General features: G+C 66.9%; 29 protein-coding genes. 14 read left to right on the top strand and 15 right to left on the bottom strand.

The genetic code is table 11. The features are described 5' to 3' along the window. The first annotated feature begins 40 nt into the window (after positions 1 to 40). Positions 41 to 1,303, top strand: coding sequence for a class I SAM-dependent RNA methyltransferase (locus QTI04_RS18685; protein WP_286616974.1), 1,263 nt, complete (start codon positions 41 to 43; stop codon positions 1,301 to 1,303). A gap of 16 nt (positions 1,304 to 1,319) precedes the next feature. Here QTI04_RS18685 and QTI04_RS18680 read toward each other — a convergent pair whose 3' ends face one another. Next, entirely contained in the window at positions 1,320 to 2,354 is a 1,035-nt protein-coding gene (locus tag QTI04_RS18680) for a methionine synthase (RefSeq protein WP_286616972.1), read from the bottom strand. Between the two features lie 118 nt (positions 2,355 to 2,472). Here QTI04_RS18680 and QTI04_RS18675 point away from each other — a divergent pair, with 118 nt between their 5' ends. Both QTI04_RS18675 and QTI04_RS18670 read left to right on the top strand, forming a co-directional pair. Then, positions 2,473 to 3,177 (top strand): glutathione S-transferase C-terminal domain-containing protein, encoded by a 705-nt coding sequence (locus QTI04_RS18675; protein ID WP_286603599.1) that lies wholly within the window; start codon positions 2,473 to 2,475, stop codon positions 3,175 to 3,177. Between the two features lie 20 nt (positions 3,178 to 3,197). Continuing rightward, a complete protein-coding gene (locus tag QTI04_RS18670; protein WP_286603598.1) occupies positions 3,198 to 3,599 on the top strand; it encodes a putative toxin-antitoxin system toxin component, PIN family in 402 nt (133 codons plus the stop codon). A 40-nt stretch (positions 3,600 to 3,639) separates the two neighbouring features. On the opposite strand, the gene QTI04_RS18665 is transcribed toward QTI04_RS18670, so the two are convergent. Next, a complete protein-coding gene (locus tag QTI04_RS18665) occupies positions 3,640 to 4,536 on the bottom strand; it encodes a hypothetical protein (protein ID WP_286616970.1) in 897 nt (298 codons plus the stop codon). A gap of 129 nt (positions 4,537 to 4,665) precedes the next feature. Between QTI04_RS18665 and QTI04_RS18660 the strand changes: the two genes are divergently transcribed. Both QTI04_RS18660 and QTI04_RS18655 read left to right on the top strand, forming a co-directional pair. After that, entirely contained in the window at positions 4,666 to 5,451 is a 786-nt protein-coding gene (locus tag QTI04_RS18660; RefSeq protein WP_286616969.1) for a UPF0149 family protein, read from the top strand. A gap of 52 nt (positions 5,452 to 5,503) precedes the next feature. Continuing rightward, entirely contained in the window at positions 5,504 to 6,676 is a 1,173-nt protein-coding gene (locus tag QTI04_RS18655; protein ID WP_286617120.1) for an MFS transporter, read from the top strand. Positions 6,677 to 6,679: 3 nt separating this feature from the next. Here the strand turns inward: QTI04_RS18655 and QTI04_RS18650 are convergent, their stop codons facing one another. Continuing rightward, positions 6,680 to 7,189 carry a hypothetical protein gene (locus tag QTI04_RS18650; protein ID WP_286616966.1) on the bottom strand — a complete coding sequence of 170 codons (510 nt, stop codon included), beginning with the start codon at positions 7,187 to 7,189 and terminating at the stop codon, positions 6,680 to 6,682. Between the two features lie 120 nt (positions 7,190 to 7,309). Between QTI04_RS18650 and QTI04_RS18645 the strand changes: the two genes are divergently transcribed. From QTI04_RS18645 to QTI04_RS18625, 5 genes are all read left to right on the top strand, one after another. Next, positions 7,310 to 7,534: a hypothetical protein gene (locus QTI04_RS18645; RefSeq protein ID WP_286616965.1), complete on the top strand. Its 225-nt coding sequence runs from the start codon at positions 7,310 to 7,312 to the stop codon at positions 7,532 to 7,534. A gap of 116 nt (positions 7,535 to 7,650) precedes the next feature. Then, positions 7,651 to 8,019: a hypothetical protein gene (locus tag QTI04_RS18640; RefSeq protein ID WP_286616963.1), complete on the top strand. Its 369-nt coding sequence runs from the start codon at positions 7,651 to 7,653 to the stop codon at positions 8,017 to 8,019. A 291-nt stretch (positions 8,020 to 8,310) separates the two neighbouring features. Next, positions 8,311 to 8,775, top strand: coding sequence for a hypothetical protein (locus QTI04_RS18635; protein ID WP_286616960.1), 465 nt, complete (start codon positions 8,311 to 8,313; stop codon positions 8,773 to 8,775). A 169-nt stretch (positions 8,776 to 8,944) separates the two neighbouring features. Next, positions 8,945 to 9,418 (top strand): ASCH domain-containing protein, encoded by a 474-nt coding sequence (locus QTI04_RS18630; RefSeq protein ID WP_286616959.1) that lies wholly within the window; start codon positions 8,945 to 8,947, stop codon positions 9,416 to 9,418. A gap of 74 nt (positions 9,419 to 9,492) precedes the next feature. Further along, a complete protein-coding gene (locus QTI04_RS18625; protein WP_286616957.1) occupies positions 9,493 to 9,948 on the top strand; it encodes a hypothetical protein in 456 nt (151 codons plus the stop codon). Between the two features lie 15 nt (positions 9,949 to 9,963). Here QTI04_RS18625 and QTI04_RS18620 read toward each other — a convergent pair whose 3' ends face one another. From QTI04_RS18620 to QTI04_RS18595, 6 genes are all read right to left on the bottom strand, one after another. Then, positions 9,964 to 10,272 (bottom strand): GNAT family N-acetyltransferase, encoded by a 309-nt coding sequence (locus QTI04_RS18620; protein ID WP_286616955.1) that lies wholly within the window; start codon positions 10,270 to 10,272, stop codon positions 9,964 to 9,966. A 20-nt stretch (positions 10,273 to 10,292) separates the two neighbouring features. After that, the gene (locus tag QTI04_RS18615; protein ID WP_286603587.1) at positions 10,293 to 10,778 is read right to left on the bottom strand and encodes a nuclear transport factor 2 family protein; all 486 of its coding nucleotides are present in this window, start codon (positions 10,776 to 10,778) and stop codon (positions 10,293 to 10,295) included. Positions 10,779 to 10,833: 55 nt separating this feature from the next. Further along, positions 10,834 to 11,334, bottom strand: coding sequence for a CinA family protein (locus QTI04_RS18610; protein ID WP_286603586.1), 501 nt, complete (start codon positions 11,332 to 11,334; stop codon positions 10,834 to 10,836). 8 nt (positions 11,335 to 11,342) lie between these two features. Next, positions 11,343 to 11,876 carry a phosphatidylglycerophosphatase A gene (locus QTI04_RS18605; RefSeq protein WP_286617119.1) on the bottom strand — a complete coding sequence of 178 codons (534 nt, stop codon included), beginning with the start codon at positions 11,874 to 11,876 and terminating at the stop codon, positions 11,343 to 11,345. Between the two features lie 76 nt (positions 11,877 to 11,952). Further along, a complete protein-coding gene (locus QTI04_RS18600) occupies positions 11,953 to 13,650 on the bottom strand; it encodes an FAD-dependent oxidoreductase (RefSeq protein ID WP_286616954.1) in 1,698 nt (565 codons plus the stop codon). 8 nt (positions 13,651 to 13,658) lie between these two features. Beyond that, positions 13,659 to 14,645, bottom strand: coding sequence for a tripartite tricarboxylate transporter substrate binding protein (locus QTI04_RS18595; RefSeq protein WP_286616952.1), 987 nt, complete (start codon positions 14,643 to 14,645; stop codon positions 13,659 to 13,661). A 93-nt stretch (positions 14,646 to 14,738) separates the two neighbouring features. On the opposite strand from QTI04_RS18595, the gene QTI04_RS18590 reads away from it, so the two are divergent. Continuing rightward, positions 14,739 to 15,659 carry a LysR family transcriptional regulator gene (locus tag QTI04_RS18590; protein ID WP_286616951.1) on the top strand — a complete coding sequence of 307 codons (921 nt, stop codon included), beginning with the start codon at positions 14,739 to 14,741 and terminating at the stop codon, positions 15,657 to 15,659. 16 nt (positions 15,660 to 15,675) lie between these two features. Here the strand turns inward: QTI04_RS18590 and QTI04_RS18585 are convergent, their stop codons facing one another. Next, the gene (locus tag QTI04_RS18585) at positions 15,676 to 15,945 is read right to left on the bottom strand and encodes a hypothetical protein (RefSeq protein ID WP_286603582.1); all 270 of its coding nucleotides are present in this window, start codon (positions 15,943 to 15,945) and stop codon (positions 15,676 to 15,678) included. A 122-nt stretch (positions 15,946 to 16,067) separates the two neighbouring features. Between QTI04_RS18585 and QTI04_RS18580 the strand changes: the two genes are divergently transcribed. After that, positions 16,068 to 16,688: a response regulator transcription factor gene (locus tag QTI04_RS18580; protein ID WP_286603581.1), complete on the top strand. Its 621-nt coding sequence runs from the start codon at positions 16,068 to 16,070 to the stop codon at positions 16,686 to 16,688. After that, a complete protein-coding gene (locus QTI04_RS18575; protein WP_286616949.1) occupies positions 16,688 to 18,496 on the top strand; it encodes a hybrid sensor histidine kinase/response regulator in 1,809 nt (602 codons plus the stop codon). Before QTI04_RS18580 ends, QTI04_RS18575 begins: the two co-directional genes overlap by 1 nt. Positions 18,497 to 18,498: 2 nt before the next feature. Here the strand turns inward: QTI04_RS18575 and thiL are convergent, their stop codons facing one another. The 4 genes from thiL to apaG form a co-directional block, all read right to left on the bottom strand. Then, entirely contained in the window at positions 18,499 to 19,482 is a 984-nt protein-coding gene (gene thiL / locus QTI04_RS18570) for a thiamine-phosphate kinase (protein WP_286616947.1), read from the bottom strand. A 7-nt stretch (positions 19,483 to 19,489) separates the two neighbouring features. After that, a complete protein-coding gene (locus QTI04_RS18565) occupies positions 19,490 to 20,614 on the bottom strand; it encodes a YbdK family carboxylate-amine ligase (protein ID WP_286617118.1) in 1,125 nt (374 codons plus the stop codon). Positions 20,615 to 20,673: 59 nt separating this feature from the next. Then, positions 20,674 to 21,942 (bottom strand): cation:proton antiporter, encoded by a 1,269-nt coding sequence (locus QTI04_RS18560; RefSeq protein ID WP_286603578.1) that lies wholly within the window; start codon positions 21,940 to 21,942, stop codon positions 20,674 to 20,676. A gap of 84 nt (positions 21,943 to 22,026) precedes the next feature. After that, positions 22,027 to 22,422 (bottom strand): Co2+/Mg2+ efflux protein ApaG, encoded by a 396-nt coding sequence (gene apaG / locus QTI04_RS18555; protein ID WP_286603577.1) that lies wholly within the window; start codon positions 22,420 to 22,422, stop codon positions 22,027 to 22,029. Positions 22,423 to 22,521: 99 nt separating this feature from the next. Between apaG and rpe the strand changes: the two genes are divergently transcribed. After that, a complete protein-coding gene (rpe, locus tag QTI04_RS18550) occupies positions 22,522 to 23,217 on the top strand; it encodes a ribulose-phosphate 3-epimerase (RefSeq protein ID WP_286603576.1) in 696 nt (231 codons plus the stop codon). Here the strand turns inward: rpe and QTI04_RS18545 are convergent. After that, positions 23,207 to 23,470 (bottom strand): hypothetical protein, encoded by a 264-nt coding sequence (locus QTI04_RS18545; protein WP_286603575.1) that lies wholly within the window; start codon positions 23,468 to 23,470, stop codon positions 23,207 to 23,209. The two genes, rpe and QTI04_RS18545, sit on opposite strands and share 11 nt — an antisense overlap. Between the last annotated feature and the right edge of the window lie 6 nt (positions 23,471 to 23,476).

The raw sequence follows: 23,476 nt of genomic DNA, 5'->3' as shown, positions 1-23,476 counted from the left end.
GAAGACACATGGAAAAGACGGTCCCGGCGACAATCGCACGGTGAACGACCTTTCTCTTTTTCTCCCTTGCGCCGCCGGCGTCGAGGAATTCCTGGCGCAGGAAGTGCATGCGCTGACCGGACGCGTGGGGCAGGACCTGCTCACCTTGCGCGGCGGCGTTCGCGTGCGGGCCGACTGGCGCGACGCGCTCAAGCTCAATCTTCATTCGCGGCTCGCCCAGCGCGTGCTGATCGAACTGGCCCATGCGCCCTACCGCAGCGAGAACGACCTCTACGGCATCGCGAGCGGCGTGGCCTGGGAAATCTGGTTCACCCCGAAGCACACTTTCAAGATCGAGACCACCGCGCAGCACAGCCCGCTGCAGAGCCTCAACTTCGCGACCCTGCGCATCAAGGACGCGATCGCCGACCGCTTTCGCGCCAAGGCCGGCGGCGTGCGGCCCAGCATCGAGACCCAGTGGCCCGACACGCGCGTGTTCGCGCATCTGACGACCGACCTCTGCACCCTCTACATCGACACCTCCGGCGAACCGCTCTTCAAGCGCGGCTGGCGCCAGGACAAGGGCGACGCCCCGCTGAAGGAAACGCTCGCAGCCGCCATGCTGGCCGCGAGCGGCTGGTGGAACCCGGAAACCGGTGAGGTGTCGGCCGAGCCGCTGTACGACCCCTGCTGCGGCAGCGGCACCATCGCGATCGAGGCGGCGCAGATCGCGGGCGGCATCGCGGCCGGCTCGCTGCGGCGCTTCGGCTTCGAGAAGCTGCTGCCGTTCCAGCCGCACGTCTGGGCGGCGCTGAAGGCCGAGGCCGAGGCCGCGCCGGAGCCGGACGCCGGCGCGAAGGTGCCGGCCATTTTCGGTTCGGACGTGTCGCACCGCATGGTCGACTTTGCCGAACGCAATGCCGAGCGTGCCGGTGTCGCGCAGGCCGTGCAGTTCCGCGGCGGCGATGCGTTGCAGCGCATGCCGCCGGTCGAGTCGGGCGTGATCGTGCTGAACCCGCCCTATGGCGAGCGCATCGAGGTTGGCGGCATCGCGCGCGGCAGAAGCGGTGATGGCGTGCCCACCGCAGCACGCGGGCGCGAAGAGGCGCAAACCGAAGACGGCGGCGAGTTCTTCGTCCAACTCGCAAGCCACTGGAAGAAGAACTACGCCGGCTGGACCGCCTGGGTGCTTACGCCGGACCTGCAATTGCCCAAGCGCATGCGCCTGAAGGAATCGCGCCGCGTGCCGATGTGGAACGGGCCGATCGAGTGCCGGTTGTTCAAGTTCGACATGGTGGCCGGATCAGCGCGCACCCGGCCCTGATCCCGGCGCTCGCCGTTCATCCGTAGCGCTTGCGCGCCAGCGCTGCGCCCTCGGCCAGCGCCTGCAGCTTCTGCAGCGCCACTTCTCGATCCATCGGCGCCAGTCCGCAGTTGGTGCAGGGCAGGAGCCTTTGCTTCGGTACGTACTGCAGCGCCTGCCCGATGGTGTCGGCAATCTGCTCGGGTGTCTCGATGGTGTCGCTCGCCACGTCGATCACGCCGACCATCACGTCCTTGCCTTCGAGCAGGCTCATGAGGTGCGGTGGCACATGGGAGTGGAAGCACTCCAGGCTCACCTGGTCGATGCTGCTCTTCGCCAGCGCCGGGAACACCTCCTCGTACTGGCGCCATTCCTCGCCGAGCGTCGCCTTCCAGTCGACATTCGCCTTGATGCCGTAGCCATAGCAGATATGGACGGCCGTGGTGCAGGTCAGTCCCTGCGCGGCGCGTTCCAGCGCCTGCACGCCCCAGTCGGCGGCGTCCTTCATGTAGACATTGAATGCGGGCTCGTCGAACTGGATGATGTCCACGCCGTCGGCCTGCAGCGCGAGCGCCTCCTGGTTCAGCAGTTCGGCGAAGGCCATCGCCATCTTCACGCGATCGCCATAGAACTGGTCGGCCACGGTGTCGACGATGGTCATCGGGCCGGGCAGCGTGAACTTGATCTTGCGTGGGGTGTGGGCGCGCAGCAGCCGGGCTTCGGCCGCATGCACCCGGCCCTTGAGCCGCAGCGCCGACACCACCTGCGGCACCATCGCGTCATAGCGGTTGTCGCGGATGCCCATCTTCACCTTGTGCTCGAAGTCGATGCCCTCGACCTGTTCGAGAAAGCCGTGCACGAAATGCTGGCGCGACTGCTCGCCGTCGCCGATCACGTCGAGGCCTGCATCTTCCTGCGCCTTGATCCACAGCAGCGTGGCGTCGGCCTTGGCTTGCGCGAGTTCGGCGCCTTCCGATTTCCATTGCGGCCAGAGCTTTTGAGTTTCGGCCAGCCACGCCGGCTTGGGCAGGCTGCCCGCGATCGTCGAACTGAAGAGGGGTCGGGTGGTCATGTCGTAGTCTCCGAAAAATCAGGGCCAGATGAAGCAGGGCCAGAGCGTAGCGAACAAGCAGCCGACGCGCACCTGGGACAGAATGCACGCCCATCCCGAACCGAACACGCATCACCTCATGACCGATCTGTCCGCTTTCACCATCACGAAGAAATGGCCCGCCCAGCATCCGGACCGGCTCCAGCTCTATTCGCTGCCCACGCCCAACGGCGTCAAGGTGTCGATCATGCTGGAAGAGACGGGCCTGCCTTACGAGCCGCATCTGGTGAGCTTCGAAACGCACGACCAGATGTCGCCGGAGTTCCTCTCGCTCAATCCCAACAACAAGATTCCGGCCATCCTCGACCCCCACGGGCCGGGCGGCAAGCCGCTGGCGCTGTTCGAATCGGGCGCCATCCTGATCTACCTGGCCGACAAGACCGGCAAGCTCATATCCCGGGACGCCGCGGGCCGCTACGAGACCATCCAGTGGCTCATGTTCCAGATGGGCGGCATCGGGCCGATGTTCGGCCAGCTCGGCTTCTTCAACAAGTTCGCCGGCAGGGACTACGAGGACAAGCGACCACGTGACCGCTACGTCGCCGAATCGAAGCGCCTGCTCAACGTGCTGGAGCAGCGCCTGAAGGGCCGCGCCTGGATCATGGGCGATGACTTCACCATCGCCGACATCGCGACCTTCCCGTGGGTGCGCAACCTGATCGGCTTCTATGAAGCGGGCGATCTGGTGGGCATCCAGGACTTTCCGAACGTGAATCGCGTGCTGGCGGCCTTCGTCAGCCGGCCCGCGGTGGTCACGGGCCTGGGCATTCCGCGCCGCGGTTGACTGCAGAGCGCGCGTCCCGCATGACCGTTGTCCTCGACACCAACATCGTCCTGGATCTGCTGGTGTTCGACGATCCCGAGCGTGCCCCGCTGGCCGCGGCGCTGGCGGTCGGTGAACTGCACTGGCTCGCCACCCGTGCGATGCGCGATGAACTCGCGCGCGTGCTGGACTATCCCCTGATCGCCGAGCGCCTCGCAGCCAAGGGGCGGGGCGCCGACGAGGTGCTCGCGGCCTTCGATGCACAGGCGAAGTTGCTCGACGGCGTGCCCGGCCGCGCATCCTGCATCTGCCGCGACCCCGATGACCAGATCTTCATCGACCTCGCGGTCGCGCACCGTGCCCGGCTCCTGAGCAAGGACCGCGCGGTGCTTTCAATGCGCAAGCGCCTGGCGGCGCTGGGCGTCACCGTGTCACGGGACTAGCCTCGACCTGGCATCGGCATTGGCGGCAGAGCTGGCGCAACTAGCTGCCGTACCAGCGCGCCAGCAGGCTCGCCACGGCACGCACGCGCTGCGTGTCGCGCCCCCAGCGCCGGCCGGAAGGCAGGTGCCGCAGCCAGCGCATGCGTCGCGCCGCGACGGCGAGGCGCTGGCGCACCTCGTCGCTGGCATCGGCCAGCATGCCGTGCCAGTGCGTGGCGGCCGCGTGCGGGGATGCCGCATCGACCAGCATCGCGGTGGAGTGCAGGTAGCTGAGCCAGTCGCGCGCCTGGCATTCGGCCAGCGGCAGCGTCTCGCCCGGGTCGTCCTCGAAGTCGATGTAGCCGATGGTGCCGTCCGGGCACTGGACCATGTTGCGGTCGAAGGCCTGGCTCAGATAGGCATCGCGCGCGTGCACAGTGGCGATCGCGGCGAGCCCTTCGCGCCAGACGCCGAGCAGCGCGGCCGGCCCCGCGGCGGCGGCCTGGTCGAGCCGCTCCTGCAGCACCACGGACGGGCGGCCGCTCTCGCCCAGGTCGGAAATCAGCAGGCCGTCGGGCTGCTGCGCCAGCACCGCGGGCACGCGCAGACCCGCAGTGCCCAGCGCCTTGAGTCGGCGCGCCTCGATCTCGATCGCGGCCTCGCCGCCCGGATTGGGCACCGGCGATAGCACGTCGAGCCGCAATGTGCCGGCGATCGCCGCTAGCAGGTGGTAGCGCAGCTTGCCGTGCCGCGGACCGGCCTTCTTGAGCCATACGCGCTCGTTGCCGAAACGGTGGCTTGCCACCTGCTTCGCTTGCTGTGGCAGCGTGATGCGCAGGAATTCCGCGTAGTCCTCGGGTTGCGGCGGCGGCGTGCCGGGCTCGAGCGGCGCCGGGGCCGAGGCCATGCCCTTGCGCATCTGGACGCGGGTCGACCCGCCCCGTCTCACTGAATTCATGGGGACAGGGGCAGGGTTGCGCCCGGCGCGGGCGTGGTGTAACGCGCCGGAAACGGCGGAATCGTCAGGGTAGAAATAGAGGGTCTCCGGGAGCCTTGCTGCATCATAGAGGGCTGTCTCCGCAATCCCATGACAACCCAAGCCGACACCCCGACCCCCGCCCAGCCCGACAACGCACCGCTCGGCCCCGACGATTTCGACGCCCTCGACCACGCCCTCGACGCCATGCGGGAGCATGACGAAGAGATCCCGCAATGGGAATTCTGCGAGGGCTTCATGGCTGCCCTGGTCTGTTCGCGCCGGCCGATCGAGCCTTCCGAATACTGGCCCGTGCTGCTGGGCGACGGCTTCGTGCCGGCCCGGCACATGGAATTCATCTGGCGCTGGAAGCGGCGCTGGCGCGAGATCGAGGTCGGCCTCGACGCCGACGTGCAGTCCCTGGACGACGAGCGCACCTGGCAACCCGAGGTGCTGGACACGCGCGGTGCGATTGCCGCGCTGCCGGACGAAGAGCGCGCCGGGATGGAGGGCGAGGCCATCCCGTCCTTCGCGCAGGTCTGGGCGCTGGGCTTCATGTTCGCGGTCGAGAACTGGCCGGACGATTGGGCGCCGCCGCGCGACAAGGAAGCCGCGCAGATGCTCGACGAGGCGCTCGACGCGATCGTGACCCTCACCGAGGACGACAAGGGCAAGCCCGTGCTCTCGATGTACGCCGAGGACGGCCCGCCGAGCGTGAGCCAGGAGCGCGTCGATGATTTCGGCGCCGCGATCTGGGCGGTGTACGACCTGCGGCAACTCTGGCGCAGCATGGGCCCGCGTGTCGAAACCATCCGCAAGGAAGCGACGCCCGGCCGCAATGACCCGTGTCCCTGCGGCAGCGGAAAAAAGTATAAAAAGTGCCACGGTGCCGGCTGAAGCTCCGCTGAGCCGCGTGCCGGCCACGCTTTCGGCGCGCACCGCCTGGACCATGGTGCTGGCGCTGTGCACCGCGTTCGCGTTGAGCCAGGCCTACCGCACGGTCGGCGCCATCATGGCAAGCCAGTTGCAGGCCGAGTTCAAGCTGTCGGCGCAGGCGCTCGGAGTCTTCTCGGGCGCCTTTCATTTCGCCTTTGGCGCGATGCAGCTCTTCATGGGCATCGGCATCGACCTGCACGGCGTGCGCCGCACGGTGCTCACGGCCTTTCCCCTCGCCATCGTCGGTGCGGTGATCTCGGCCGTCTCGACGAACTACCTGGTGCTGGTGGGCGGACAGGTGCTGATCGGCGTCGGCTGCGCGCCGGCCTTCCTGGTCTGCACGGTGTTCATCGCGCGGCACTTCCCGGCGGCGCGCTTCGCATCGGTGTCAGGGCTGGTGCTCGGCATCGGCGGTCTCGGCATGCTGCTCACCGGCACGCCGCTCGCATGGCTGGTGCAGGAGCGCTCATGGCGCATGGGCTTCGTTGTGCTGGCCATGGCTTCCGCGCTGGCGTGGCTGTCGATCCTCTGGTGGGTGCGCGAGCCGGCGCGGCAGGGGACGCAGCCTCGCGAGTCGGTTCTGGGCGCTTTGCGGCAGTTCGGTTCGCTCTTCGCCATGCCGCACACGCTCGGGATCATGGTGCTCGGTGCCGTGACCTACGCCGCCTTCATTTCCCTGCGCGGCCTTTGGCTCGGGCCCTTGCTGATGGAGCGGCACGGCTATTCGCTGGTGCAGAGTGGCAATGTGGCACTGATCGTTTCGGTGATCTCTCTCTTCGGGCCACCACTCTTCGGTCGGCTGGACCGCGACGGGCCGGTGCGGCGCCGGCGCATCGTGGCCTGCAGCCTCGCGTATGCGGCCCTTTTCCTCGCCATCGCCTTTGGCACCTCGGCGTGGATCGACGTGGGCGGCACCATCCTGATCGGGTTGCTCTCGGGATTCATCGTCTGGCAGTACGCCGATGTGCGGGTCGCATACCCGGCGGCCATCACCGGGCGTGCGATGGCGGTCTTCACGATGGCGATGTTCCTCGGTGTCGCGTTGATGCAATGGATCACCGGTGTGGCGGCTTCGGTCGCCATCGCGCATGGCGTGGAGACGTACAGCGCAGTGCTCGCGACCATTGCCGTGCTGCTGGTCGTCGCGACGATCGCATTCGCCCGCCTTCCGACGCCGCGCCCGTAGACCTCACCACCAGCGCCGGCGATCGAACTCCAGGTCGTCGCCGACGTTGTAGTGATCCACCCGGCCCGTCGGATCGACGTAGATGTACAGGAAGCGGCGGTTGTTGATCTGCAGATACCGCCATGACCAGACGGTGCCGTTGAACGAGGTCACACGTGTCTGCTGGTACGGCGGGCCATAGGTGAAAAGCACGTCCTCCACGCGCCATTCGCCGGGCTTGATGGTGCTGGCGAACAAGCCTTCGTTGAGTTCCTGCCGCACCGAATAGACACGGCCTGCACTGTCGAGATCCACGTTGCTCACCTGGAAGCCGGCCGGCCCGCGCGAGTACTGCATGCGTTCGCCGGCGGGTGTGCGATAGATCGCAGTCGGTGTGCCCAGCTGCTGCAGGACCTGGTCGCGACCCGTTCCCGGCTGCACGCGCGACGGATCGCTCGCGCAGGCCGTCAGCAGCGCGCACCCCAGCGCGAGGGTCCATAGCATCTTCGTCGGAGTGGCGGAGGGATGTTCCATGATGGTCTCACTGTGCGAGGTCGCGCGCGCGTCGGCTGTCGGACGAGTGGCTTCCCTGCTGTCGGAAGTCGGTAGAGTCGCGAAGTTCCTGTTCTCAGCCTTGCTGCAATGCCCTTTCCGATGCACCGATTCGCCCCTCTTTCCATTTTGATCCTCGTGACGCTGGTCGCCGGATGTGCGTCGCGGTCCGCTCCCCGCGTGACCTGGCTCGGCGATGGCGTGTTCAGGTCGCCCACGGCGCAGGAGGCGGAAGCCTACTGCCGCAATTTCGGCGCTCCGATGCGCTTCCTGGGCCCGAAGGCACCGGGCGTCCCGACGGGAGAAGTCACCTATCGCTGCGACTGACGCCCTTCACGGTTGCTGACGTTTGGCAACCAACTTCACAGGACCAATGTCTGCCGCTTCGGAGGGACGCACGTTGTGTAGGGCATCGGGCGGCCTTCGCTGCCTCCGGAGTCTCAGTGAATTTCAATTCCTTCTCGAGGTGGGCTGCCGCCACCGCCGTTGCGACGGGCGCGCTTTCCGCCGCCGCGTCGGCGAATGCCGAGGTGAACTGGTCTGTCGGCATCAACGTCCCGGGTGTGGCCGTCGGTGTCGCCGAACCGGCCCCCGTGTACTACGAGCCCGCTCCCGTGTACTCGCGTCCCGCTCCGATCTACTACCAGCCTGAGCCTCCGGTGTACTACCAGCGCCCGCCCCCGCCGGCCTACTATGCGCCCGCTCCCGTGTACTACGGCCCACCGGTGCCGTACTACGAGAGACGAGGCGAGCGTTGGCGCCATCGGCATCACCACGGTCGTGACGGGGAAGGTCGGGGCGATCGGGACTGAGCCTGGCTCGGCGATGAGCACCGCAGTGAAAGCCTTCTTCTTGGCTAAGTGGCGGTATGCGACGCTGATTTCGTGAAATTGTTGCGCCCCGACCTGCTGGGTCTGGTGCGCGAACGGGAATCGTCTCATTGGCCACGTTGCGTGCGCTTTCTAGACTGGGCCTTGCGATTGCGGACAACTGCCTTAGTGCTTGTCGTCGGTTCGCTGCCGGACGGGAGACACCACGCGTTCGTCGACTCCTTGTCGGCTTATGCGTCGCCCTGAAGGGCGCCCTTCCTTTGAGATTCCCACATGACCGCATCCATCCCCATCATTTCTGCAACGCCGGCGTTCACCGACGCATATGAGCGTGAACTGGCCAACGACATCATCTACAACCTTGGCCGCGACGAGCCGTCGGTCCTGCTGTCGGCGTTCCGGTCGATTGCAAATTGCACCGCCCGACTCTTGCGCCTGCTCCCTGTCACCAGGCTGGCCGGAGGTGATGTCAAGGCCACATCCAATTCGTCTATTCCCGACGCTTTCACGGAGACTCAGGCTCGCCTGATCCTCGCGCTGGTAAAGCTCAAGGCCACGCATAGCTCCACCATTGAGCAGTTGGTGGAGGTCTTTACGCCCACGCGATTTACCCGGGCCCAAGCCGCTCGCGTCCTTGAGATCCTGGCCCTCGACACGGACTATGGCAGGGCGACACTGGCCGATGCCATGCAACCGTGTGAACTGCGTCAGAGCCTGCGCGCACAGGGAAATCTTTGAACCGCTGCGGTCGGTCGTCAATGTCCGCGATCGGCGAATCCGCGCGCAGCGCGCTCGTGCCTCCTGGTTGGTCCTGAAGGCGCGAAGACGCTATAAGGTGATGGTCGGCGGGTAGCTCAAGATCGCCCCGGGGCCAGGCGGCGAGGCTTTTGACGCGTCGAGGACCAGCATGAATATTCCCTCCAGCATTGCCACGTTCTGGGACGGCTTCTGCGCCGAGGCCGGCGAAGACCGCTCCGATCGGTTCTTCGAGGCCTTTCACTTCGATGACAACGAACGCGATGCCAACGCACTCGCGGACTTGGTGTTCGCAGGCGCCAAGCGGGCAACCGCCAGCCTTGTTTGGACTTTCGAGCAGGCAGGCGGCTCGCTGCCCCGGCCCGGCGCCCTCAGTGTCGTCACGTACTGGAATGGAAGACCGGCGTGTGTCATCGAGACGCTGGCAATCGAGATCCTGCCATTTGAGCAAGTCAGCGCCGAGTTCGCCGCCATCGAGGGCGAAGGCGATGGGTCCTTGGAATACTGGCGCCGCGTTCACTGGTCCTACTTTGGCCGCGAGTGCGCAAGCGTCGGCCGAGAACCCACTAAGGCCATGCCGATCGCGTGCGAGCGCTTCAGCGTCATTTACAGAGCCAAGGCCTGAAGCGCGTCTGTCTCTGGATTCGGCCCGAAGCCTGAGGGACAATTTCCATCACGCCACGACAAGGAGTCGCACCCATGGCCGCATCGCCGGACGTCAGCGTTCGACCACAGAAGCAACTTCTCGCGCAGCACGTCGAGTTTGGCAACGCGGGCGAGATGGACACCCACGGCACCGGCTGGTTCGTCGGATTCAGCGACTGGACCCAGGGAGGGACAAGCGGTCTTCGCCATGTTCCGACCAACGAAACTTCCGCTGGCCTTTGCGTCAAGTGGTTCTCACACCCTGTTGGGAATCCGGACGGCGAGTCCAAGCCGCTGAGCGACGGCCGCACGATGTCCGTGCTGGTGAGTCCGGCCAGCGAGTTCAGGATCGAGTTCTCGTTCGCTGCGGACTTCGCGCCGGAAGCGACACTGGTCCATACCTTGCGCCGTCATGGTGACTTCGTCATCTGGGGCCCGGGCCTGTACCACCGTGCATTTGGCGTCCGGCCGGCATCGATCCTGACGGTGCGCTGGTCGCCTTCGAAATAGACGGGAACGCGTTTCTCAGATCTTGAAAGCCCTCTGCACGTCCGCCCGCACCAGGTCCGCATAGTCGCGGTGCTTGCGAATCCAGCCCGCAATGAACTGGCAGACAGGGATCACGTGCTTGCCGTCCGCACGCGCCGCGTCGAGCACGTGCCGGGCGATGGCCGACCCGACTCCCTTGCCTTCGTGCGCGGGCATGACTTCAGTGTGGGTGAACATGATGGCTTCGCTCAGCAGGTTGTATTCGCAGTAGCCCGCGAGTTCGCCGCCGATGGTGGCTTCGTAGCGATGAAGGTCGGGCTTGTTGGTGATCGTGATGTCGGTCATGCGATGGTCGTGTGGTTGGATCAGGATGTGCGTGCCAGAAAGGTCGCCAGGTTCGCCGCCGCGGTGGCGCGCACCTTATTCTTCATCATGGGCGACCAGCCGAGCAGCAGGCCCGGCGTGCCGAGCGCCTGCCGCGACCAGCGCCAGAAATCGAAGCGGTCGCGTTGCGTGGCGATGAGCCCCTCGGGCGTGAAAGTGAAATGCGAGTCGATCGAGTTGTCGACGATGCGCCCGGTCGCGCTGAAGAGGTAGTGCGCATCCCAGTGCGCCCGGCCGGTGCGGGCATCGGCCTGCACGTCGCGGTAGCTCAGCTTCCAGACCGCGGCGCCCTTGGCCTGGGTAGCGCTGCAGAGCATCTTCCACATGCCGCCGATCTCGCGTGCGCCGCGCAGCGAGAAGGCCTCGTCGTCGAAGGTCGCGTCCGGCGCGTAGCAGGCCGCCATGGTGTCGGCGTCAAGCTTCGCGAAGGCGTCGTAGAAGCGGCGGAGGGTCTGTTCGTTGCTCATGGATTCCTTCGTGCCCTGCGGCGGGTGCGGGCATCGTAGCCGAGCATTTCCCGGCTCAAGCCTTGACGAGGTCGACCAGCGTCTGCAGTGCGTACCGGACTGTGGCTGTGCGCACGGCAGCACGATCGCCATCGAAGCGACGGCGCTCGGTGCGCACATGCCCTCCCACCGACCAGCCGAACCACACCGTGCCGACCGGCTTGTCGCGCGAGCCGCCCGTGGGGCCGGCGACGCCGGTGACGGCCACAGCGACCTGCGCCCTGGAGCGTGCAACCGCGCCTTCCGCCATGGCGCGTGCCACCTCTTCGCTGACCGCGCCGTGGGCCGTGATCAGCGTCGCATCGACGCCGAGCAATTCTGTCTTGGCCTCGTTCGAGTAGGTGACGAAGCCACGCTCGAACCAGTTGCTGGAGCCTGAGAGATCGGTGCAGGCGCCCGCGATCAGCCCGCCGGTGCAGCTCTCGGCGGTCGCCATCATTCGCCCCTGCTGCTGCAGCGCGTCGGCGAGCAGGTTCACCAGCGCGGGGATGTCGTGTCCGGAAAATGATTCGTTCATCGTCTTCCTCACCATGCGCGCCATGCGGCGATCACCAGCAGCGTGCAGAACGCCGCGACCAGGTCGTCGAACAGGATGCCGAAGCCCGCCGCACGCCATCGCGTGGCCTCGCTCCCGGAATCGCGCTGTTTGAACAAGCGGTCGGCCCAGCCCACCGGCCCCGGCTTGGCGGCATCGAAGAACCGGAACAGCGCGAAGGCGAAGATCTGCGCAAGCAGCCCGCCCGGCATCACGAGCCACAGCACGATCCAGAACGCGACCACCTCGTCCCAGACGATGCTGCCCGGATCGGCGACGTTCATGTGGCGCGCCGTCACGGTGCACGCCCACCAGCCGACCGGCAGGGACACCAGGATCACCCAGCCGATCGTTGCCGTCGAAAGCCAGCGCTGCATGATCAGGAAGGCGACCCAACTCCACAGCGTGCCCACGGTGCCGGGCGCGTAGCGCGGGAGGCCCGAGCCGAAACCCAGCGCGATGAGATGCGCCGGATGCGCGAAAAGGAAGCGCACCGTCGGGCGGCGTGGGGGCGGGCTCGGCATGGCGCCGGAAGGGGGAGCGGATTGCATGACGCGACAGTGTCGCGCATCCGCGGCCGCCCCTGCCGGTGGCCGGTGATCACGCGCTGGCGTGCTCCCTCGATTCTGCGAGGCCAGCCCGCTCGCGCGGCGTCTGGCCGCGCAACCGGGCCACGAGACCGGCCACGTCCGAAGGAAGACGATCGCCACGCCAGGCCACATGCTGGTCGGCACGGCACAGCACCATGCGGTGCCGGTACGCGGGAGGTACTTCCGGCGCGTCGACATCGAGTATGACGAGCGGCATGCCGGAGGATTCCGCAGCCTGTTCCAGCGCAGAGGTGTCCGTTCGGCGATCGAAGCGAAGCAGTGTGTAGCCGGGGCCGAAGGCGTCGTAGAGCGAGCGGCCGTCCGGCAGCCAGAAGTGCGGAGCGCGGCAGCCCGGGACCGTGGAGGGCGTGAAGTCGCCCATCGAATACGGTGGCGGCGCCTCGCCGTCGGCCGAGATGATCGGCGAGTCGGTGTAGAAGTAACCGAAGTTGAGTCCGGCGCAGCAGAACTGCTGCACGTTGAGCTCGTAGGCCTCTCGGCCGACCTCGGCACGCAGCGCGTCGCCCTCGTCGCCGGCGGCTTCGATATCGGCCGGCACGGCGCGCCGCGCGCGGATCATCTTCTGCGCATGGTCCATCGCGAACTGCGATACCTGTTCGGTGATCGGCTGCCGCTCGGCCTCGTAGGCGTCGAGGATGCCCTCTGCGGCCCAGCCCTGCAGGCAGGCCGCGAGCAGCCACGAGAGGTTGATGGCATCGGCGATCCCCGCGTTCATTCCGTACCCGGCATAGGGAACCCAGAGGTGCGCGGCATCGCCGGCGAGGAACACCCGGCCATCGCGGAAGCGGTTTGCCACGAGCCGGCGACCGACCCAGTCTTCCTTGCTGATGACGTCGTAGCGGAAATCGTCCCCGACGCCCAGGATCTCGCGGATCGAGCGGTCACGGTCGACCGAGTCGAACTCGGGTTCTTCCGCGTTCAGGTGGTTGTGCACCAGCCAGGTCTCGTGGCCGTCGATGGCGAACATCGTGCCGCAGCGCCGCGGATTCACCGAGTAGTACGACCACGCCGGCTTGCCCGGGATCATCTCGCGCAGGCGAGGTGCGCGAATGTAGGTCGATTGCACGCGCTGGATGACGGCCGTGCCTTCCAGCTTCGCACCCATCTGCTTGCGCACGCCTGAACTCCCGCCGTCGCAGCCCACCATGAAGCGGCAGCGGATGGTGCGCGTGGTGCCTGCATCGAGATCGGCAGCGGTCGCGACCACGCCTTCATCGTCCTGGGTGAACGCCGTGACCTGCGTGCGATTGAGGAGCGTCACGCCCGGAAGTGCAGCGGCGTGCTGCAGCAGGATCGGCTCCAGGAAGATCTGGTTGATGCGGTGCGGCGGCTCCGGCGTGGGCCACCACGCGTCGGGCCCTTCGGTCTCGCTATAGCGGTCGCGGCGGCAGGGGATCGGGATGCGCGTGAGTTCGATACCCGTCACGCTCGTGCGGAAGACCACATCGTTGGGGTAGTCGGCCGGCAGCCCCGCATCGCGCAGCTTTTGCGCGACGCCCAGCCGGCGGAACTGCTCCATCGTGCGTGCGGACACATGGTTGCACTTCACGTTGGGCGGCTCCGCGTAGCGGCGGATCTCGGCGATAACCACTTTCACGCCGCGCGAGGCCAGGTCCATCGCGAGCGTCAGGCCCACGGGACCGGCGCCGACGACGAGCACGTCGGCTTGGAGTTCTTCGTTGTTCATGCTGCTTCTCAGTCGAGTTTGATGCCGGCCGTCTTGATGACCTGCGCCCACTTCCGGGTCTCTGCGCGGATGTAGTCATCGAAGGCCTTGGGCGTGCCCGGCGCGGGTTCCACGCCGAGGTTGCGCATGGCCGCCTTCACTTGTTCGTCGTTGAGTGCGGCGACGATCTCGGCATTCAGCCGCGCAATGATTGGCGCGGGAGTGTCGGCCGGCGCGACCACGCCGAACCAGCCGGTGGAGTCGTAGCCCGGCAGGCCGGATTCGGCCACGGTCGGCACGTCGGGCAGCATCGGCAGGCGTTGCGGGCTGGTCACGGCATAGGCGACCAGCTTGCCGGCCTTGATCTGCTGCAGTGCGGAAGGCAGGTCGACCACGGCCAGGGGAATCTGGCCGGCCATGGCGTCGAGTGCCGCGGGGCCCGAGCCGCGATACGGCACTTCGACCAGCTTCACGTCGGCCATCTGGCCGAACAGCGCGGCCGATAGATGCATGGCCGTCCCGTTGCCGCCGTGCCCGATCGACAGCTTGCCCGGCTGGGCGCGCGCCAGCGCGATCAGTTCGCGTTGCGTCTTCGCCGCGAGCGAGGGGTGGCCCACGATCACGAACGGAATGGCGGCCAGCATGGCAACCGGCCGGAAGTCCTTCAGCGGATCGAAGGGCATGTTGGGATAGAGGCTCACATTGGCCGACAGGGCGCCGGCCGCACCGACGCCGAGCGTGTAACCGTCTCCCGGCGCCTTTGCCACTGCCGACAGCCCGACGTTGCCGCCCGCGCCGGGCCGGTTGTCGACGACGACCGCCTGTCCGAGCTTGTCGTTGAGCCTGGGCACCAGCATGCGCACCACCGCGTCGGCGCTTCCGCCGGGCGGGAAGGTCACGATCATGCGGATCGGCTTGTTGGGAAAGTCCGCCCCGGGGGCCTGACTGTGCGCGGAGCCTGCGAGCAGCGAGCAGGTCGCGGCGAGCAGCGCCATGGCGCGGGCGAAGTTCTTCATCTCGGTTCCTTGCGTGTGTCTCGAGCGGACATTGGACGGCACGCATATTCATTCGTAAATCAATAAATTCAGAATGAAATATCATCTTTGCTGATGAATCAGAAGTTCTCCCCCACCATCAGGCAGTTGCGCGCCTTCCTTGCCGTGCACCAGCTGCGAAAGCTCAGCGCTGCCGCCGAGAAGCTGTTCGTCACGCAATCCGCCGTGAGCATGCTGATCCGCCAGCTCGAGGAGGGGCTCGGTGCACGGCTCTTCGATCGGACGACGCGCTCGCTGCAGCCCACGGCAGCGGCGGAAGAGATGCTCGCCACTGCGGAGCGCATCCTGCGCGACGTCGATTCGTTGAGTGCGGGGTTTCGCGAACTGTCCGAACTGCAGCGCGGCCGGGTCTGCCTCGCCATCACGCCGACGCTGGCCTCGTTCCTGATGCCGGACGCGATCCGGAGTTTCAGCCGCGCGCATCCGCAGGTGCGCGTCGTCGTGGACGACTGCGCGCCCGACCAGTTCGTCTCGCGCATCATCGGCGAGCATGTGGATTTCGGGATCGGCACGCCTGAGCGGCCCGGTGCCGAGGTCGAGACCCAGACCTTGCTGCGTGATCACCTGAGCCTGGTCTGCACGCGCGAACATCCGCTGGCGGCCGCGAAGAAAGCGGTGCGCTGGGCCGACCTGGGCGGCCATCCCTTGATCACCGTGCGCCCGGGCTATGGCATCCGGCCGCTGATCGACGGCACGGCCGCCGGCGCCGGCGTGGTGCTCAACGTGGTCAACGAAGTGTCGTTCCTGTCGACCGCCATCTGGATGACGGCCAGCGGCATGGGTGCTTCGATCATGCCCTCGGCCTTTGCGAAAGCAGTACGCGATCCTGCGCTGGTGATCCGTCCGATCACCGCACCGCGCGTATCGCGCGATATTTCGGTCGTCACCAAGCGCGGGCGATCGTTGTCAGCCGCGAGCCGCAGCTTCATCGACGCGCTGCGCCGGGAGTTGAAGGCAGGGCTGAAGGAGGGGTGAGTGCGCGGATCTGCGCTCAGGCCGGCTGGAAGTGCTGCTCGATGCGTTGCGCCACGGCCTTGGGGTTGCTGCGCAGGGCGTCGGTGGCGCAGGCACCGAGGAACATGCCTTCGAAGTTGATCTCGACGCGCGGAAAGTAATGGTCCAGCGAAGCGCCCGCGTCGAAGAGGCATTGCTCCAGCGAAGCAAACGTGCAGCCCGTGTCCTGCGCATCGGCGCCCTTGGCGTTGATGCGGTAGACGTAGGCATCCGTTGCGATGCGCTGGATTTCGATCAGGGGCTTCATTCGGCGCGTGGAGGAGAGGAATTCGTCGAGAAAGAGCTTCGGTGATTGAATGGTCGCGCCAAGCGCCCGGCGGGTAAATAGTCCATTTGGACCGAGCGGACTTCGCGCAGAATATTTGCCTGATGCTCCCCGCCCGAATTCTCCTCGTCGACGACCACGCCCTGTTCCGTTGCGGGCTCCGCATGGTGCTCAGTTCCGGCATTCCCGACCTGGAAGTGGCTGAGGCGGCATCGCTGGAAGAAGCCATGCGCTGCACCATGGCCGACCCGGCACTGGTGTTGCTGGATGTCCAGCTCCATGGGCTCAACGGCCTCGAAGGCATCGCGCTGGTCAAGCGCAAGTGGCCGGCCGCCGTGGTGGTCATCCTGTCGTCCGACGCCGGTCCGCAGAACGTGCGGATGGCGCAGGAGCGCGGTGCCGCGGCCTTCGTCTCCAAGGCCGACTCGGCGGACAACATCCTCGCGGTCATCGAGCAGCTGCGTCACGGGCTGCCCATCCTGTCGCCGGCTCATGCGTCGGCGCCGGTCGGCGGCGGCGATGCGTCACGTCAGCTCCTCACACCGCGCCAGTTCGAGGTGCTCGACCTGCTGTGCCAGGGCCTTCCGAACAAGGTGATCGGCCGCCGGCTCAATCTGTCGGAGAACACGGTGCGCGGCCACGTGCAGGCCGTACTCGCCGCGCTGCAGGTGTCGAGCCGCTCGGAAGCCGGCTTCGCCGCGCGCCGCAGGGGTCTCGTCAGCTGATGAAGAACCCATTGCGCCTGGCCGATGGGCGCACGCTTGTCGAGCAATTGCGGCTGCAACTCGGCAACGTCGGAAGCTCGGTGATTCCTACCATCCTGGTCGCGCTGATTCTGGTGTGGGTGCTGTCCAACGAACACAACGCCCTGGCGCTGCGCTCGTGGGCCGGCGCGGTGATCCTGATGAAGCTCTACCTGGCGCGGGAGGCGCGACGCATCCTGTCGTCGGAGATCTCCTTCGATCGCGCACCTGCTCTCGTGTGGCGCCAGATCGTGCTGAACTCCATCGACGCCGCCATCTGGGGCGCGCTCGCATGGGTCACGCTGGGCACGACCACCGTCGCCGGCAGCATCCTCGTTGTGGCCGTGCTGGCGGGCGTGGCCGGGAGTTCCATGTCCTCGCTGGCGCCGGTGTTGCCGGTGTTCATTGCGTTCGGCGCGGTCGAACTGGTCGTGGTGGCGACCAAGCTGTGGACCCTGGGCGACCCGGCCTACAACGCGCTGGGCGTCGCCGGCGCCCTGTACGTCGTCACCTTGCTCGGGCAGGCACGCAACAGCGCGCGGGCGGCGCGCGCGGCCATCGACCTGCGCTTCGAGAACATCGAGCTGATCGAGCGCCTGCGCGTGGAGACCGAGCATGCGCAAGCCGCGCACCAGAAGGCCGACGAAGCCAACCTCGCCAAGTCCAAGTTCCTCGCCGCCGCCAGCCATGACCTGCGCCAGCCGATCCATGCACAGGGGCTCTTTCTGGAGGTGCTGGCGCGCAGCAAGCTCACTGCCGCGCAGTACGACGCGCTGGCCAATGCGCGGGCCACCTGGCAGGCCTCCGCCGAGATGCTCGACACGCTGCTGGACTTCTCGCGCATCGAGGCGGGCGTGGTCGAGCCGCAGATGCAGGACTTTCATCTGCAGCCGCTGCTCAACAAGATCGAGAACGAGTTGGCGCCACAAGCCGACGCCAAGGGCATCGTCTACCGTTCGCGCGAAACGCACGTCGCGGTGCGCTCCGACCCGGCGCTGGTGGCGCTGGTCTTGCGCAACCTGGTCTCGAACGCCATCCGCTACACCGAGAACGGCGGCGTGCTGGTGGCCTGTCGCGCGCGCGGCGACGAGGTTCAGCTCGAAGTGTGGGACACGGGCATCGGCATCGAGCCCGCCCAGCACGAGCACATCTTTCGCGAATTCCATCAACTCGGCAATGCGGAGCGCGATCGCCGCAAGGGCCTTGGCCTTGGCCTGGCGATTGCGCAGGGCCTGGCGCGTGCGCTGGGGCATGAACTGACGCTGGTCTCGCAACCGAGACGCGGCAGCGTCTTCAGGCTGAGCTTGCCCTTGGCGCAGATGGTCGTCGCGACCGGTGGCTTCGAAACCGCGCCGGGGCGTGCCCGGGTCTTCGACGTGCGCGTGCTGGTCATCGACGACGACGAGGCCGTGCGCGCCGGCATGCGCCAGTTGCTCAGCGCCTGGGGCTGCGAGTGCGACGTGGCCGATTCCATCGAGGAGGCGCAGGCGCTGGCGCGCGCCCATCCGCCGGGGCTGGTGATCAGCGACTACCGGCTGCGTGAACTGCGCACGGGCGCGGAAGCCATCGCCGCATTGCGCGCGGAATTCGGCGAGAAGCTGGCTGCGCTGCTGATCACGGGGGATACGGCGCCGCAGCGATTGCGCGAAGCGCGGGCGACCGGCGTGCCGCTGCTGCACAAGCCGGTGTCGCCCAACCAGCTTTATCACGGGCTCATGTGCGTGCTGAACGAGGTCGAGATCGATTCGTCGTTCGCGCTGCTGGAAGCGGCAGCGGCTCCGGCGAACTAGCGTCAGGCGAAGTGATCGAAGGATGCGAAGCGCTGCACCACCGGTGCGCCTTGCGCGTCCACGATGCGCAGACCCGCTTCCATCTCGATCCGGCCAATCCGTGTCACCGGGGTGTTTGCCGCATGGCCGGCCTGCTCCACGGCTTTGCGCGCTGACTCGGGCGCCGTGAAGGCCAACTCGTAGTCGTCCCCGCCTGCCAGTGCGCAGGCGCGTCGAGCTTCGCGGTCCAGACCCGCCGATGCGCCAGTCGCGTGGGCCACCAGCGCCAGCCGATCCGCGGCCGCATCGGCATCGAGCCGCCCACCGACACCGCTCGCGCGCAGCACATGCTCCAGGTCGCCCACCAGCCCATCGCTGATGTCGACCGCCGCCGATGCAATGCCGCGCAGAGCCAGCCCCAATGCGACGCGCGGCGTGGGCTGCTCCATCCGTGCCCGCGCCAGTTCAAAGAGTTCGGCGGGCAGAGAGAGGGTGCCGCGAAAGACTTCGAGTGCCAGACGCGCATCGCCCAGCGTGCCGCTGACCCAGACATCGTCACCCGCCTCGGCGCCCGAGCGCAGCAAGGCACCTCCGGCCGGCACTTCCCCGAACACCGTGATGCAGATGTTGAGCGGGCCGCGCGTGGTATCGCCGCCGACCAGTTCGCAGCCATGCGCGTCGGCGAGCGCGAAGAGCCCGCGCGAGAAGCCTTCGAGCCAGGCCTCGTCCATCGTGGGCAGGGACAGCGCCAGCGTGAACGCCAGCGGCTTCGCCCCGCAGGCGGCGAGGTCGCTGAGATTCACTGCCAGCGCCTTGTGCCCGAGCTTCGCGGGGTCGACGGTGGAGAGAAAGTGCCGCCCCTCGACCAGCATGTCCGACGACACCGCGAGTTGCATGCCCGGCGCCGGCGCAAGCAACGCGCAGTCATCGCCCACGCCCAGGGTCGCGCGCTTGGCGGGGCGCGTGAAGTAACGCGCGATCAGGTCGAATTCGCCGGCGACGCTCATGCTGTCCTCACACCTCCGGGCTGCGGAAGCGCAACGCCGCCTGCCGCACCACTTCGGCCAGCAGGCGCTCCTTGCCTTGTTTTTCGCGCAGCCAGCGCGCGTCGTTGCGATTGGCCTCGACGCTGGTGCGCAGCTCGCCGAGCGCCTGCGTGGCGTTGAGCGCCTCGCTGTGCCATTCGAGCTGCGTCATCGTCATGAGAATGTGGTCGCGCAGCGGCATGTGCTCGCCACTCGCCGGGTCGACGTACAGCGCGTCCAGCCCGAAGCGACAGGCCTGGAATCGGTTGTAGGTGTAGACGAGGTAGTCGTCCTCCGTCGGCGTGAAAGGCTGCTCCTGCAGGAACCAGGCCGCCAGCGACTGCACGTAGCCGGCCAGCGCGGCGGCGCGTTCGACGGTGAGGGGTGTGTCGAACACACGGATCTCGATGGTGCCGAACTCGGGCTTGGGCCGGATGTCCCAGTAGAAGTCCTTCATGCTGCGCACGACGCCCGTGCGGGTCATGCGCATGAAGTAATTCTCGAACTCCTTCCACGACAAGGTGAAAGGCGCGCGGCCCGACAGCGGAAACGCGAACACCGAATTGAGCCGCGCCGAATCAAACTGGGTGTCCTGCCCCTGCACGAAGGGCGAAGACGCCGACAGCGCGATGAAGTGCGGGATGTAGCGCGACATGCGGTGCAGCATCAGCAACGCCGCGTCGGCGTCGGGGCAGCCGATGTGCACGTGCTGCCCGAAGATGGTGAACTGCTTCGACAGGTAGCCGTAGAGTTCCGACAACTCGCGAAAGCGCGGCTTGTCGTAGATGCGCCGCTCATGCCATTGCTGGAAGGCATGCGTGCCGCCGCCGACCACCGCGATGTTGAGTTTGTCGGCGTTCTTCACCAGCGCATCGCGGATCGGCGTGAGCTGCTCGATCACGTCCTGCGCGGAGTGGCACACGTCGGTCGAGATCTCGATCATGCTCGAGGTCATCTCGGGCACCACGCTGCCGGGCAGGGGTGTTTGCGCCATCAGCCGCAGCATGTCCTCGGCATAGGGCGCGAGGTCGTAGTCGTGGGTGTTGACCAGTTGCAGCTCCAGCTCGACGCCGAGCGAGAGCGCGACGGACTTGTTGAAGCGTTCCAGCGGCACGATGCGGCTCGCCGGCGTCGAAGGCGAGCCGTCCGCTTGCAGGTCCAATGGGCGTGTGCTCATCGTTGCGTGTCCTCCACCGTGCGGAATGCCTCGGGCATCCAGGGTCTGGAACTCTCGCCGGCGCCGTGGATGGCGACGGTGGCGATCACCGCGCCGAGCACTTCCATCAGCAGGATGGCGGGCAGGGCGATCTGCGTGATCATCGCACCCAGCAGTGGCGATGCGGTGACGAAGGCGGACGTGATCAGCATCGCGATCGACGACAGCGGCGACATCGCGCAGCCGACCCAGAAGGCCTGCTTCCAGCTGGCGCCGCTGCCCGGATTGGCGATGGCGACACCGGCCACCTTGGCGAAGGCGCGCACGCCGATCACGGTCAGCACCACACTGGCGACCGGCAGGCTCCAGTCGGCCTGCGCGGCCACGACCGAGACCAGCACGAACATCAGCATCGTCAGCAGCGAAGCCGCGGTGCCGAGCTGACGCGGCCAGGCCCAGGGCTTGGGATTCAGCGCCTTGAGCAGCACACCGCCGATCAGCGCCGCGAGCGGTGCCGAGCCGCCGAAGTGCGCCGCCAGCGCGGCGCCGGCGGCAATGATGGCCAGCAGCAGGATGGAGGTGTTCTCGCTGGTCGGGCTCATCACGCGCAATGCCGAGCGCAGCGACAGCGCCATCAGCGCGCCCACCACGAAAGACATGCCGAGCACCACGGCCACGGGGTATAGCTTGTCGAGCACGCCCAGGGGCGCGCGCTCGATCAGCCCCGCCTGCGCGTAGCCCAGCGCGAGCGCATAGAAGGTGTTGAGCGTCGCCAGCGTCATCGCGCGCTCGGTCACCGGGCCCGAGGCGCGCGTGTCGATCACGACGCGACTCAGCACGGCGGGCGAGGCGACGATCGCCATCAGCGCGATCGGGTTGGCCACGGGATCCGGGATGCCGAGCCAGTGCAGCGCCCAGAACACGCTGAAGTAGGTGAGGGTGGCTTCGAGCAGGCTTTGCACCAGCACCATCGGGTTGTGGCGGAACCAGCGCAATGGCAGCCGGCCGCCCGACTCGAAGAGCACGATCGCCACGCCCAGTTCGACCAGGAAGAGGCTGATGCCTTGCAGCGGCCAGATCGCGCCCTCGAAGCCGGCGAAGCCGACCACGGTGCCAACGATCGAATAGCCGACCACCTTGGGCAGTCCCATGTAGCGCCGCACCAGATGGCCGGAAGCAGCAGCGGCCGCCAGCAGCAGCGACCACAGCACGGTCGGCAATCCCGCCGAGGGTCTTACCCACTCGGACCAGAAGCCCAGCAGATCATTGGGAAAGAAGGATGTCATCAGGCAACAGATTCGAACAAGTTGGCGCCCGGCCAATCTTCCAGAGCGCGCAAGGCGTTCATGGGTCGAGAGAAGAAAGCGGGCTCAGTGCAGCACGCGCGAGGAGGGCGCGCCTCCCGCGTCGGCTTCCAGCACGAACATGGCAATCGGAACGTCGAAGCGTTCGCCATGTTCGGTCACGATGAAGAAACTCCCGTGCATGGTACCGCTGGGCGCCTGGAGGCGACAGCCGCTGGTATAGCGGAACGATTCGCCCGGCGCCAGCAGCGGCTGCTGTCCGATCACGCCGAGGCCCTTGACCTCCTGCGTGTGCCCGGAGGCATCGTTGATGATCCAGTGCCGGGCGATCAGTTGCGCCGCCACCTGGCCGATGTTGGTGACGGTCACCGCGTAGGCAAAGGTATAGACGTGGTCTTCGGCGGAAGACTGGTCAGGCAGGAATCGGGGCTCGACCTGCACGGTCATCGGAATGCTGGTCATCGGGACGATGGTAGTGCATTGCTTCCACCTGCCCCCACGCTCCGTTACTGCGTGTACTCGCTGGCCCCCGGCACGTGCCTCCTGCGACAATCGGGCCCCATGAGCAGCCCATTCCGCATTGCCCCCTCCATCCTTTCTGCCGATTTCGCGCGCCTTGGCGCCGAGGTGAGCGACGTGATCGCGGCCGGCGCCGACTGGATCCATTTCGACGTCATGGACAACCATTACGTGCCGAACCTGACCTTCGGCCCGATGGTCTGCCAGGCGCTCAAGCCGCATGCGAAGAAGCCCGACGGCACGCCTGTTCCCATCGATGTGCACCTCATGATCCAGCCGGTCGACGCACTGGCGGCGGCTTTCGCGCAAGCGGGCGCCGACTACATCAGCTTTCACCCTGATGCTTCGCCGCACATGCACCGCAGCATCCAGGCCATCAAGGCGGCGGGCTGCAAGGCGGGGCTGGTCTTCAACCCCGGCACCGGCCTCGAGGCGCTCGACTGGGCGATCGACGAAATCGACCTCATCCTGATCATGAGCGTCAACCCCGGTTTCGGCGGCCAGAGCTTCATCGATTCGGCGCTGCGCAAAATCGAACTTGCGCGCAAGCGTATCGAGGAAACCGGACGCGACATCCGCCTCGAAGTGGATGGCGGCATCAAGGTCGACAACATCGCGCGCGTTGCGAGCGCAGGTGCCGACACCTTCGTCGCCGGCAGCGCGATCTTCAATGCCAAGGATTACGCGGATGTGGTGACTGCGATGCGCGAGCAACTCGCCGCCTCGCTCAGCGCTTGACCTTGTCGTTGTACACGCGGTCCGCCTCCGGGCCGCGATCGGTGTCGACCACACCGCGCTCGACGTCATTGAAAGCCTGGCGGCCCACACGCGGCGCCGTGCCGTCCTGGTTCTGCTGACTGTCTGAAGACTGATCGTGCTCGTGCGGAAGACGGGGCGCGGACTCGCCGCCCTGCTCGACCTTGGTCTTGCCTCCGCCCGCGTCCTTGAGCGCATCGGTCTTCGCGGGGTCGGGGGTCTTCCTGGTGGCCATGCCTTG

Source organism: Variovorax sp. J22R115 (assembly GCF_030317005.1).
Taxonomy (GTDB): Bacteria; Pseudomonadota; Gammaproteobacteria; order Burkholderiales; family Burkholderiaceae_C; genus Variovorax.
The sequence above is the reverse complement of the archived record's forward strand: the minus strand, read 5'-3'. Positions and strand labels throughout refer to the sequence as shown.

Bases quoted from the DNA above. Each gene is read 5' to 3' on its own strand.
- QTI04_RS18680 (WP_286616972.1), bottom strand. From the start codon at position 2,354: ATGACCACCCGACCCCTCTTCAGTTCGACGATCGCGGGCAGCCTGCCC.
- QTI04_RS18675 (WP_286603599.1), top strand. From the start codon at position 2,473: ATGACCGATCTGTCCGCTTTCACCATCACGAAGAAATGGCCCGCCCAG.
- QTI04_RS18670 (WP_286603598.1), top strand. From the start codon at position 3,198: ATGACCGTTGTCCTCGACACCAACATCGTCCTGGATCTGCTGGTGTTC.
- QTI04_RS18665 (WP_286616970.1), bottom strand. From the start codon at position 4,536: ATGAATTCAGTGAGACGGGGCGGGTCGACCCGCGTCCAGATGCGCAAG.
- QTI04_RS18660 (WP_286616969.1), top strand. From the start codon at position 4,666: ATGACAACCCAAGCCGACACCCCGACCCCCGCCCAGCCCGACAACGCA.
- QTI04_RS18655 (WP_286617120.1), top strand. From the start codon at position 5,504: ATGGTGCTGGCGCTGTGCACCGCGTTCGCGTTGAGCCAGGCCTACCGC.
- QTI04_RS18650 (WP_286616966.1), bottom strand. From the start codon at position 7,189: ATGGAACATCCCTCCGCCACTCCGACGAAGATGCTATGGACCCTCGCG.
- QTI04_RS18645 (WP_286616965.1), top strand. From the start codon at position 7,310: ATGCACCGATTCGCCCCTCTTTCCATTTTGATCCTCGTGACGCTGGTC.
- QTI04_RS18635 (WP_286616960.1), top strand. From the start codon at position 8,311: ATGACCGCATCCATCCCCATCATTTCTGCAACGCCGGCGTTCACCGAC.
- QTI04_RS18630 (WP_286616959.1), top strand. From the start codon at position 8,945: ATGAATATTCCCTCCAGCATTGCCACGTTCTGGGACGGCTTCTGCGCC.
- QTI04_RS18625 (WP_286616957.1), top strand. From the start codon at position 9,493: ATGGCCGCATCGCCGGACGTCAGCGTTCGACCACAGAAGCAACTTCTC.
- QTI04_RS18620 (WP_286616955.1), bottom strand. From the start codon at position 10,272: ATGACCGACATCACGATCACCAACAAGCCCGACCTTCATCGCTACGAA.
- QTI04_RS18615 (WP_286603587.1), bottom strand. From the start codon at position 10,778: ATGAGCAACGAACAGACCCTCCGCCGCTTCTACGACGCCTTCGCGAAG.
- QTI04_RS18610 (WP_286603586.1), bottom strand. From the start codon at position 11,334: ATGAACGAATCATTTTCCGGACACGACATCCCCGCGCTGGTGAACCTG.
- QTI04_RS18605 (WP_286617119.1), bottom strand. From the start codon at position 11,876: ATGCCGAGCCCGCCCCCACGCCGCCCGACGGTGCGCTTCCTTTTCGCG.
- QTI04_RS18600 (WP_286616954.1), bottom strand. From the start codon at position 13,650: ATGAACAACGAAGAACTCCAAGCCGACGTGCTCGTCGTCGGCGCCGGT.
- QTI04_RS18595 (WP_286616952.1), bottom strand. From the start codon at position 14,645: ATGAAGAACTTCGCCCGCGCCATGGCGCTGCTCGCCGCGACCTGCTCG.
- QTI04_RS18590 (WP_286616951.1), top strand. From the start codon at position 14,739: ATGAATCAGAAGTTCTCCCCCACCATCAGGCAGTTGCGCGCCTTCCTT.
- QTI04_RS18585 (WP_286603582.1), bottom strand. From the start codon at position 15,945: ATGAAGCCCCTGATCGAAATCCAGCGCATCGCAACGGATGCCTACGTC.
- QTI04_RS18580 (WP_286603581.1), top strand. From the start codon at position 16,068: ATGCTCCCCGCCCGAATTCTCCTCGTCGACGACCACGCCCTGTTCCGT.
- QTI04_RS18575 (WP_286616949.1), top strand. From the start codon at position 16,688: ATGAAGAACCCATTGCGCCTGGCCGATGGGCGCACGCTTGTCGAGCAA.
- thiL (WP_286616947.1), bottom strand. From the start codon at position 19,482: ATGAGCGTCGCCGGCGAATTCGACCTGATCGCGCGTTACTTCACGCGC.
- QTI04_RS18560 (WP_286603578.1), bottom strand. From the start codon at position 21,942: ATGACATCCTTCTTTCCCAATGATCTGCTGGGCTTCTGGTCCGAGTGG.
- apaG (WP_286603577.1), bottom strand. From the start codon at position 22,422: ATGACCAGCATTCCGATGACCGTGCAGGTCGAGCCCCGATTCCTGCCT.
- rpe (WP_286603576.1), top strand. From the start codon at position 22,522: ATGAGCAGCCCATTCCGCATTGCCCCCTCCATCCTTTCTGCCGATTTC.
- QTI04_RS18545 (WP_286603575.1), bottom strand. From the start codon at position 23,470: ATGGCCACCAGGAAGACCCCCGACCCCGCGAAGACCGATGCGCTCAAG.